This window comes from Micromonospora inyonensis (assembly GCF_900091415.1).
Classification (GTDB): domain Bacteria; phylum Actinomycetota; class Actinomycetes; order Mycobacteriales; family Micromonosporaceae; genus Micromonospora; species Micromonospora inyonensis.
On record NZ_FMHU01000001.1, the window covers coordinates 1,237,444 to 1,248,120 of the forward strand.

At 70.6% G+C, this 10,677-nt stretch carries 7 protein-coding genes and 1 pseudogene; 2 read left to right on the plus strand and 6 right to left on the minus strand.

Annotated elements, in window-relative coordinates; translation table 11 throughout:
• Positions 1–2: 2 nt before the first annotated feature.
• Both GA0074694_RS05640 and GA0074694_RS05645 read right to left on the minus strand, forming a co-directional pair.
• Positions 3–848 carry a DUF4097 family beta strand repeat-containing protein gene (locus GA0074694_RS05640; RefSeq protein WP_091453516.1) on the minus strand — a complete coding sequence of 282 codons (846 nt, stop codon included), beginning with the start codon at positions 846–848 and terminating at the stop codon, positions 3–5.
• 23 nt (positions 849–871) lie between these two features.
• Positions 872–1,390: a toxin-antitoxin system HicB family antitoxin gene (locus tag GA0074694_RS05645; RefSeq protein ID WP_091453519.1), complete on the minus strand. Its 519-nt coding sequence runs from the start codon at positions 1,388–1,390 to the stop codon at positions 872–874.
• Between the two features lie 168 nt (positions 1,391–1,558).
• Here GA0074694_RS05645 and GA0074694_RS05650 point away from each other — a divergent pair, with 168 nt between their 5' ends.
• Positions 1,559–2,098 carry a YwiC-like family protein gene (locus GA0074694_RS05650; protein WP_091453522.1) on the plus strand — a complete coding sequence of 180 codons (540 nt, stop codon included), beginning with the start codon at positions 1,559–1,561 and terminating at the stop codon, positions 2,096–2,098.
• 8 nt (positions 2,099–2,106) lie between these two features.
• Here the strand turns inward: GA0074694_RS05650 and rph are convergent, their stop codons facing one another.
• Both rph and GA0074694_RS05660 read right to left on the minus strand, forming a co-directional pair.
• Positions 2,107–4,704 (minus strand): rifamycin-inactivating phosphotransferase, encoded by a 2,598-nt coding sequence (gene rph, locus GA0074694_RS05655; protein WP_091453526.1) that lies wholly within the window; start codon positions 4,702–4,704, stop codon positions 2,107–2,109.
• Positions 4,705–4,888: 184 nt separating this feature from the next.
• On the minus strand, positions 4,889–5,224 hold the full coding sequence (locus GA0074694_RS05660) for an FCD domain-containing protein (RefSeq protein ID WP_245714549.1): 336 nt from the start codon (positions 5,222–5,224) through the stop codon (positions 4,889–4,891).
• A 421-nt stretch (positions 5,225–5,645) separates the two neighbouring features.
• Between GA0074694_RS05660 and GA0074694_RS05670 the strand changes: the two genes are divergently transcribed.
• The gene (locus GA0074694_RS05670) at positions 5,646–9,125 is read left to right on the plus strand and encodes an AAA family ATPase (RefSeq protein ID WP_091453537.1); all 3,480 of its coding nucleotides are present in this window, start codon (positions 5,646–5,648) and stop codon (positions 9,123–9,125) included.
• A gap of 107 nt (positions 9,126–9,232) precedes the next feature.
• On the opposite strand, the gene GA0074694_RS05675 is transcribed toward GA0074694_RS05670, so the two are convergent.
• On the minus strand, positions 9,233–10,081 hold the full coding sequence (locus GA0074694_RS05675) for a formate/nitrite transporter family protein (RefSeq protein ID WP_091453540.1): 849 nt from the start codon (positions 10,079–10,081) through the stop codon (positions 9,233–9,235).
• A 137-nt stretch (positions 10,082–10,218) separates the two neighbouring features.
• Positions 10,219–10,622: pseudogene (locus GA0074694_RS32590) on the minus strand (leucine zipper domain-containing protein); the annotation flags it as partial.
• Positions 10,623–10,677: the final 55 nt, after the last annotated feature.

The following is a 10,677-nucleotide window of genomic DNA, read 5'->3' on the forward strand; positions in this document are numbered from 1 at the left end:
GGTCAGGAGCGGTGGATCAGGATGTCGCCGAAGGCGGTACGCGCACGCACCTCGGCCTGCTCGTCGGTCTCGGCGGGGCCGTCGGTGGTCGTCATCTCGTTGCGGACCTTGCCGTACTGGGTGTGCACGTCGAGCCGGGCCGCGGTGCCCGTCCGGATGCCGACCTCGATGCGGCCGGCCGCGCTGCGCAGCGTCGCCGAGCCGCGCACCAGCTCGCGGACGCGGATGTCGCCGCTGGCGGTGTTCGCGGTGATCGAGGCGGCGACGTGGTCGGCCGCGATGTCGCCGTTGGCGGAGCGGATCTGCACGTCGCTGCCGGCGTGACCGACCCAGGTCTCGCCGTTGCCGTTCTTGAGCACGGCCGGCCCGGCGACCGACTGCACCTGGAGCTTGCCCGAGCCGGTGGTCAGCTTGACGTCACCGGTGACGGTCTCGGCGGCCACCAGCCCCATTCCGGTCGTCCCCGACAGGCTCGCGGCCTGCTCGACCTGGAGGTCACCGGCGCCGCTGCGCAGCCGGCAGCCACCCAGCACCCCGGTGCAGCGGACCCCACCGACGCCGAGCTTGACCTCCAGGGCGGAGCCGGCCGGCAGTTCGACGAGCACGTCGACGGCACCGACCTTGCCGAAGATGCCGAGGCCGGGCTGGCGGGGGCCGCGCACGGTCAGGGTGCCGGACGCGAATTCCACGTGGGTCTGCTCGGCGGCCCGCACGTCCCGGTTCTCGGCGTCGTCCCCCGGGCGTACGTGCACGACGGTGTCCGGCCGTTCGCTCGCGACCACCCGCAGGTCACCGGCGGCGAGGTCGACAGAGGCGGTGATGGGTCCGGGAGTGTCGAAGGTGGGCATGGGCTTCTCCGTTCTGTCGGGGGTCAGCGGACCCAGCCGGTGTAGCGCTGGCCGCCGCTGGTCGCGCTCCCGGTCGCGGGACGCCCGGCGTCGCTGTCGGCCGCGGCGGCCGCGGCCCGGATCAGCCAGGTGTTGATCGAGACGCCGGCGCGGGCGGCAGCCTGCTCGACGCGGTTCTTCAGGTGTTCCGGCAGGCGCAGGCTGATCCGCACGGTCGCCTCGTCCTCACCCGGGGTCGGTGCCGGTGCCGGACCGGGCGGCGGCGGCGAAGCGGCTGACTGGTCGGTCCACGGGTCGGCGGGCGGCGGCGTCACGACGAAGCTGGGCTCACGGTTACGCAGCCGCAGGTCGACCGAGCCGGGCGCGAGATCGCGGGTGATCTCGGCTGCCGCTTCGGAGAGGGCGTCGAGCAGGGCGAGCCTGGCTGCGGACTCGAGCGGCGCGGTGAGCCGCTCGGCCAGCTCACGGGCGTCATCGCCGCCGGTTGCGGCGGCGAGCGCAAGCTCGTGGCGCAAGGCGTCGATGTAGGGGCGCAGTTCCATGACGCCACTATGACATCACGGTGATGCCACACGCAACCGTATGGCATCACCGTGATGTCAGAAAGCTGGAGCCCTTCGGCGCGCCGACGGCCTGCGTCGTCCGGATGTCGGCACCGGCTGCCGGGCGGCGGTCGTGAGCCGCCCGGCGGAGGCGGTGGCTCCGGTCCGATGCGTCGCCGGACGGCACGGAAGTACATCCCACCGCAGCACGGTGCCTGGGCCATGCTGCTCGTCCCCTGGCTCGCCGGTGTCCTCGTCGCCGGGTTCCGGTGGCTGCACCTCCCACTGCTCGTCGCCTGGCTTGCCGGCTACGCCCGGCTGCGGCGTGAGCGGGCCCTGGTCAACGACCTCGCCTCGGTGGTGCAGAACTGCGTCATGGTGCTCGTCGCCGCCACGGTCACCGGTGCCGAAATCAGCCAGGCCACGCTGGCCTTCGTCGCCGTTCTCCGCTACTTCACCGGCACGGTCCTGTACGTCAAGACGATGATCCGCGAGCGGGACAATCCGGCCTTCCACCGCCTCTCGGTGATCTACCACGTGCTCGCGTTCGCCGGGGCGGCCAGCCTCGGCGTCACGCTCGCAGTGGTGTTCGCCGTCCTCCTCGCCCGCGCCGCCGCCCTGCCCCGGTACCGGCTGGCCCCGAAGCACGTCGGCATCGTCGAGATCGGCACCTCCGCTCTCGTGCTCCTCGCCGCCGTGACCGCGTGAGCGGTCGGTCACGGCAGGATCTCGACGTACCCGTCGGTTCCGTGGACGCGGATCCGCTGCCCGTCCCGGATCAGCCGGGTGGCCTGCTCCACGCTCACGACGGCCGGCAGGCCGTACTCCCGGGCGATCACCGCACCATGGGTCATCAGGCCACCCACCTCCGTCACCAGGCCCGCGACGGCGACGAACAGGGGCGTCCAGCTGGGGTCCGTGTAGGCCGTGACCAGGATGTCGCCCGCTTCGAGATCGGCCTCCGCCATGTCCAGGACGACCCGGGCCCTCCCCTCGACGGTCCCGGCGGAGACCGGTAGGCCGACCAGCGCACCGGCCGGCACGTCGTCGCGGCGGTACGACCCGGCGACGGCCTCGCCGTCCGACGTGAGCAGCCGGGGCGGCGTGAGCGCCTGGTACGACCGGAACGCGTCCCTGCGCTGGCGGATGAGCCGGTCGTCCACCCGGTGCGTACGCACGACGTCGTGGAACTCCTGGAACGTGAGGAAGAAGACGTCCTCCCTCTCGCGCAGCACGTGGGCCCGCACGAGGCGCCCGGCTTCCTCCAGCAGGGCCTGCTTGTAGACGAAGTAGCGGCTGACGATGCCGTACTTCGGGTACTCCCGGTAACCGATGAAGGTCCGGACCCGGTCGATCATCCGCTTGGTCTCGGTGGCCTTCCGCTCCCCGTCGGGCAGGGCCCGCAGGCGTCCGAGCACCTCCTGCGTCTTCCTCTCCGCCTCCTGCCGTCCCTGCTCGAAGCGCCGCCTGGCGGCACCCGGCGCGAAGAGCCGGACGTTGTCGAGGATCACGGGCACGAGCGTGGTGGGGCGTTCGCTCCACCGTGGTCGGGTGATGTCGATCTCGCCGACGCAGCGCATGCCGTACCGGTCGAGGTAGGCCCTGATGGCGTCGCGGGCTTCCGCCCCGCCCGCGAGCTTCGGCAGCTCGTCCAGGAAGCCGTCGTCCTCGACGCCCTCCAGGAACGTCACCACCTCGGGTTGCGGGCGGATCACGTCGGCGACGTCGAGGAGCGCCAGCCCCATCTCCGACGTGACGTTGCCGGGGGCGGACAGCGTGAGGGTGTCGGCCGCGTTCCTCTCGCCCAGCCATTCCCACAGCTTGTCGTTGAGCCACCAGGTGGCCTCCATCCCCGCCATGATCGCCTGCACGCTCAGTGGATCAGCGAGGGCCCGCTTGTGCTCCTGGAATGCCTCCAGCAGGAAGTCGAACAGCGCCGGTCCGGTCTTCGTCCGGATGTCGCGCCGCAGGGCGGCGATGGACGCCTGGGTACGCTCGATCAGCTCGGTGACGATGGCCGGATCGGTCTCGATCGGGGCGGGTGCGCCCAGAACCGGTAGGCCGCCGGGCTCGCCGGCCGGGAGCGCCGGGACGAAGCCGGGGCGGTCGAGGACGGTTTCCAGCGCGTCCCTCATCAACGGATCGGACCTCCCCACCATCTCCAGGAAGCCGGCCCGGCCCGCGGGCGAGGCCAGGTGCCGGGTGGCGTCGACGAACAGCCGCCCGCCGGCCTCGTGCATCGGCGCCATGGCCGTCAACTGCCACATGGAGAGCCCCAGCGGCTTCATCGGGTCGGTCATCATCTGCTGGTGACCGACGGAGAGGTAGACGTGGTTCTCTCGGTCGTGGGCCACCGGGACGGGAAACAGCGTGGTGATCGGCCGGCTCTGCACGATCCGGACGTCATCGTCGACCAGGCACCATTCGATGTCCTGCGGGCGACCGAAGTGCGCTTCGATCCGCCGGCCGAGTTGCGCGAGCCGTACGACCTGCGCATCCGTCAGCGCCGGTTGCTGCTGCCGCTGCGGGTCGATCGCCACTTCCTGCGTCCCGCCGGTCGGCAGGGCGTGGACGGCCCGCTGCTTGGTGGCGACCGTCCGGGCGACGACCTCGCCGTCGCGCACCGTGAACACGTCCGCGTTCACCAGGCCGGAGACCAGGGCCTCGCCGAGGCCGAAGCTGGCCTCCACGGAGACGACCTTCCGGTTGCCCGTGACGGGATCGGCCGTGAACAGGATGCCGGCCGCATCCGGGAGGACCATCTGCTGCACGACCACGGCCATGTGGACCGCCCGATGGTCGATGCCGTTGCGCTGGCGGTAGGTCACGGCCCGCTCGGTGAACAGCGAGGCCCAGCACCGGCTGACGTGCGCCAGGATCGCGGCCGGGCCCACGACGTTCAGGTAGGTGTCCTGCTGGCCCGCGAAGGAAGCCGTCGGCAGGTCCTCTGCCGTCGCGCTGGACCGCACGGCGTAGCCGGCCTGCTCGCCGAATCCGGCAAGAGCGTGGGTGATCGCCGCCGCGAGATCGCCCGGAACAGTGGTTTCCTCGATGCTCCGGCGGATCTCCGCGCTGAGTGCACGGACCGCTTTCCGATCATCCGGGTCCAGGCGCGAGAGCTGGTCGAGCCGATCGTCGACCGACGGCGATTCCGCCATGATCCGCCGGAAGGCGTCCGTCGTCACGCAGAAGCCGGCCGGCACACGGATGCCGTCGATCCGCGAAAGCGCCCCCAGGTGCGCGCCCTTGCCGCCGACGACCGCGACCTGCGTCTCGTCGACCTCGTGCAGGCCCACCACGTACTGATCGATCATTGCAACCCCAATTTCTCGCCGGGCTCGGTACGGCCGCCGATTCTGCGGCAGGACCCGGGCCTTGCCGCAAGCCCCCGGGTGCGGTATACGTTAGAAGTGGCAGGGAGTGCGATCTCCTTGCCTTTTCTTTTTGCCGCGCAGAAAGCGCAGGACGGCGAGGTCGCCCGACCACCGACGTCGACGGTCACCCCGTGGTCTGCGCCCCGCGCCCGAAGCCCGGCGGAGGCTGCGGGACGTAGTTGTCGACCAGATGCTGCCGCAGCGCGTCGGTGAACCCGGCAGTGTCACCGGTACGCAGGCGCTCGACGAGGTTCTCGTGTTCGGCGACGATGTCATCGCACCGGGCCAGGAGGCGGTCGCCCTTGCTGAACAGGAGGAACCGCTGCCAGTCGGCCAGTCGATCATTCAACTCGAGCAGGATGTCGTTGCCTGCGGCTTCCACGAAGGCGCGGTGGAAGCCGATCGTCAGCCCGATGAAACGCCGGACGTCCCGCGCTTGGAATGCCTCCCGTTGCGCCACGATCGAGTCCCGCAGCCGCTCGGCCAGCGCCTCGGCGGCTGGTCCACACCGTGCCCGCAGGCACGATCATCCATCTGATCGCCACCGACCCGGCCGCGCCACTCGATCTACCGGCCTGGTGCCACCTGACCGGCCACACCTGCCTCGGACCGGTCCCCGTCGGGCGCCCGACCTACGGAGTCCAGGTGGCCGAGGCCGCGGTACCCACCCACCCACGGTCGCCGTGGCGGCCGACGCCGGAGTAGGTCCGGAGATCCACGTCCTCCGGCGTCGATCCGTACGCCGATCGAGAGCCGCCGGATGCGCCACGAAGATCGAGCGGTGCGCTCGCCAGCGCCGCCGGTCCAGCCCCGCCCCGCTCGGACGCCGGGGCGGCTGGACGCCCCACGCTAGGCTGCGCCGGGGAATCGGAGGTCCGTGAATGCCCGGGATGCATCAGCATCTATCGACGCTCGTCGCCTTTCACGGCCGGGCGAGCGCGTCACGGGCCGGGTTTGCCCCGCCCGCCACCACGCGCCACCTCGCCAGCTACCGCGCCGCTTTCGGCGAGGATCTTCCCGCTGGGTTGGCCGAGGTGTACGCCGTGATCGGCAGCGGGCCGCTCCTGGACAACGAACTGCTCAGCATCGAACAGGTCATCTCGGCACGCCGGTCGTGGGACGAGATCGTAGCCGGGTTGGACGACCCTGACGACGACCACCACGAGGCCATCACGTCACTGGACCCGGACGCGGTATCGGCCAGGTACTGGAAATCCGGCTGGGTCCAGTTCACCGCGGACGGCGGCGGCAACGGCTTCGCCGTGGACCTGGCCCCCGAGCCCGGCGGCACCGTGGGCCAGGTGATCAACGTGGGTTCGGATGACGACTTCCGTGCCGTCGTCGCGGTGTCGGTGGCGGACTTCTTCGCCCGCGTCGCCCAGCTGGTCCGCTCCGGCCGGGCCGGCATCTCCGACTCCGGACAGGTGGAGATCGACAAGGGCGACACGCTGCTGACCGCGCTCCGGCGGCGGAACCGGGACCATCATGATCAGGCACCGCCGCCGGGCAGGCCAGGTCCCGCCCCGACCGCCCCGCGGCCGACCAGCGCCCGGATCGATCTGCCGGACGACCTGGTGCCGTTGCTGACCGGATCGCCGCACCTCAACGTGTTCGGGCCGACCAGGCCATGGGTGCCGCCCGAGGGGTGGCTCGCGGACACGCGCGCACGACTGATGTCCATCGCCTCGCGCGAAGGGCTCACCGACCTGCCCGCCAAGGCGCCACGACTCAGGCCCGGCACGTCGCTGGCGGTCGAGGAGGTGAAGTGGCTGGCGCAGGGCGCGCTCGGCGCGTCCACGAGTGCGTCGGGCTCGCTGTGGCGGCTCGGCGATCTCCTGGTAGCCGACCACCTACAGTCACCACTGACTCCGACAACGGACCCGGAGGCGACCTGGCAGACCCAGGTCGTACCGGCCCCACCCGGACGCCTCTTCGCGGACTCCGACAGCCCGGAGCGCCGGGAACGCATCATCCGCTACTACCGCGACTGCCTCCAGGTGCTCGTCGAGGCGCCACCGTTCGCGGAGCGCGGACACGCGCTGGCCGCGCTGTACGCCCGGACAGCCGAGGATCCATCGCTGCTCGGACAACACCGGACGGGGTCGAGGCAGCAACTCGCCACCCAGTGGCGATCGACCCTGCTCGGTGACGCGGAGCGCGCCACCCTCCCCGACTACGCCGGGCCAGCCGACTACCTCTCCTGGGCCCTGACCGGCCTCCGTGCCACCCATCAGCGGTTGGTGGACACCGTGGGCCCCGAGGCCGGCAGCTTCGACGAGCTGGTCGCCACCATGCTGCTGAAGCTCGGCAGGCCGGTGCCCGCGGTCATCGCCACGACCGGGCTGGGCCAGGACGGTTACCACGCCATCCTCCGCGCGTTCGACAAGCTCAAGCCCCGCTTCGACTACGAGACCTGGTACAGGGGGGTATTCGCGTGGCTGGACCGCGCGATCATCGCGGGCGAGGCGGAGACCGCGCGCATCTGGGTGGGACTGGAGTGGAGCTGCGCCACCGCGTTGAACGGCTGGCCGGGCCCGCACAAGGACGTGACGAGCGGGCTCTTCTTCTGTCTGAGATACCTACGTGGCCTGCGAACGCTCGGCCAGCCCCGGCCCGCCGTCATCAACCCGCTCGTCTCCGCCCTCGCCGATGCTCCGAGACCAGCGCGGCCCGCCGCCCTGTCCCGGCCGGCCCGGCCCGCCGGTGCCCCGGGCGATCACGCGGAGCGGGCTGCCGTCAGCCTCCTCGACGACATGGTCGGATTGTCCCCGGTCAAGCAACGTGTCGTCCGGCTGAACGCCGAGGCCAGGGTCGAGGCGTTGCGCCGCGAGTCCGGGCTGCCACCAGCCCGCAACCGGCGGCACATGGTGTTCGCGGGAAACCCGGGCACCGGGAAGACGACCATCGCCAGAATCATCGGCCAGATCTACGCCACGTACGGCGTGCTGGGCTCCGGCCACGTGGTCGAGGTGGCCAGGGCAGAGCTGCTCAACGGCGCCAAGGCGACCGCTGCCGTGACCAACGCGCTCGGTGGCATCCTGATGGTCAACGTCGGCCGGGCGGTCCAGGAGAGCCCCGCCTCGCGCGAGGCTGTCGCCACGCTGACCAGGATGATCGAGGAGCACCGCGAGGAGCTGGTGGTCATCATCGCCGGGCACCCCAAGGACGTCGCGGACTTCCTGTCCAGCGAGGTCGGCCTGGCGGCACGGTTTCCGAACACCTTCAATTTCGTCGACTTCACCGATGACGAGCTGGTGCGGCTCTTCGAGAAAGAGGCCAAGGCGTCCGGGTTCACGCCCGCCGACGCCGTGCTCGACCGGGTCCGGAACCTGGTCACGCGAATGCCGCGCGTCGCCGGCTTCGACAATGCCTGGGTGGTCCGCAACCTCGTCGACGAGTCCGCGTCGCACCAGGCGTTGCGGATCAGCCGGTCGGCCACACCCACGGTCGAGCAGCTGGCCGAGCTGCTGGTGGAGGACATCACGGCACCGGCGTCCATCGTGCTCGCGCCCGCCCGCAAAGGCGACCCGATGGCGGAACTGGACGCGCTCATCGGGCTACGCGACGTCAAGGCGCAGGTGCGGCTGCTGGTCGCGGAGGCTCGGGCGGAAAGCCTGCGGACCCGGGCCGGGCTCGCGGTGGGCGGAGGATCCCGGCACATGGTGTTCATCGGCAATCCGGGCACCGCGAAGACCACAGTGGCTCGGATGATCGCCCGGATCTACGCCGACCTCGGATTGCTGGGTTCCGGTCATCTGGTCGAGGTGACCAGGGCGGACCTGATCGGCCAGTACATCGGGCAAACCGGTCCGCGCGTCCACGCGGCGTTCGAGCGGGCACTCGGTGGCGTGCTCTTCATCGACGAGGCGTACTCGTTGTCGATGTCCGACTCGCCGAGGGACTACGGCCACGAGGCCATCGCCACGCTGCTCAAGCTGATGGAGGACCATCGCGACGACCTGGTGGTGATCGCGGCCGGCTACGACCGTGAGATGCGGCAGTTCCTCGACGCGAACAGCGGCCTGGCCTCTCGTTTTCCGAAGATCCTCGAGTTCCCCGACTACGACCTCGACGAACTGGTGCAGATCTTCACCGTCCTCGCCGACGACGCCGGCTACCAGCTCGCCGACGACGTACGGGACCGGGCGCGTACGGCGCTGGCCCGCCTCTCCCGAGGGTCGTCGTTCGGCAACGGCCGCACCGTGCGCAACCTGCTGGAGGCGACCATCGCGAAACAGGCAGCACGGATCATCGAGCTGACCGAGGCGCCAGCGGAGGTCATCCGGAAGCTGCTGGTGGAGGATCTGCCGACCGAGTTCGGCGACCAGGACACACCGCACGCGATCGGCCAGTACCTGTGATCGTCAGGATTCCGGTGCGGCGGCGCGCGGTTGGACCCCGGCCATCCCCCGCTCGGATCAGCGGGTCCGCTTCGCGTCGGTGACCTCCGGAGAGGCAGGCGATCCCGTCACGCGTTCACCTTCCGGTTGACCGACTTCCCGGGATGCGGGCGGTTCCGGGTCGCCCCGGTGCGAGCGTGCGTCGCGTACAGGGCGAGCCCGACGAAGACCAGGCCGCCGACCAGGTTGCCGACCACGGTGGGGATCTCGTTCCACACCAGGTAGTCGGCGATCGAGAAGTCACCGCCGAGCATCAGGCCGGCCGGGAACAGGAACATGTTCACCACCGAGTGCTCGAAGCCCATGTAGAAGAAGACCAGGATCGGCATCCACATGCCGATCACCTTGCCCGACACCGACGTCGAGATCGTCGCGGCGACGACGCCCGTGGAGACCATCCAGTTGCACAGGACGCCGCGGATGAAGAGGGTCAGCATCCCGGCGGCACCGTGGTCGGCGTACCCGACCGTCCGCGACGCGCCGATCGCGCCGAGCCACTGGCCCACCTCGTTCGGGTCCACGCTGAAGGCGAAGGTCAGGATCACGGCCATCATGAGCGCGACGGTGAGCGACCCGGCGAGGTTGCCGACGAAGACCAGGCCCCAGTTGCGCAGGACCGAGCCCAGCCGGACGCCCGGCCGCCTGTCGATCAGCGCGAGGGGAACAAGGGTGAACACACCGGCCAGAAGGTCGAACCCGAGCAGGTACAGCAGGCAGAACCCGACGGGGACGAGGAGGGCCCCGACCAGGGGTTGACCCGTCTCCACGGTGACGGTGACCGCGAACGCCGCGGCGAGCGCGAGGATGGCGCCGGCCATGTAGGCGCGGATCACCGTGTCCCGGGTGGATATGAACACTTTGGCCTCGCCTGCGTCGATCATCTTCGCGACGAATTCTGCCGGGGTCACGTAGGACATGGACGTTGGTCCTTCTGGTGTGGGCGGCCAGGCACCTGCCGGTGGTTCCGGGGTCCGGAGTGCCCGCTCGGTCTCGGCACTGTGGATCTCGTCCCCGTAATACTGCGCGGACATCGAGGTACTCGCGGCTGCCAGAGATGGTTACGGGCGCCGGTGCGGCGGGCGGTGGCCTCGCGGTTGTGTTTTCCCTGGGCTCGGCCCACGTAGCGCCATCCGCCGCCGTCGGGGATCTGGCCGAGTTTCTTGACGTCGATGTGCAGCATGTCGCCGGGCTGGTCGTGTTCGTAGCGGCGGATGGGTTCGCCGGTTCGCCGGTCGATGTGGGACAGCCGGTTGACCTGGGGCTGCGGTGCGGCCGCGACGACCGGTCGCCCATCCCCGCCGCTCCGAGCTCGGCGTAGCGCACCGCCCACCGTTTCGCCGTTGGCCAGGACACGTCATAGCGCTCCGAGGCCCGGGCGATCGGCCACCCCTCATCGACGATCAGACGCGCCAGGCGAAGACGTGCGCGAGGAGTCAAAGCGGCGTTAGCGTGGGACACGAAGGCCTCCTGGTTGGCGGAGCGGTTCCTAGACAGCTCCACTCCACAACCGGAG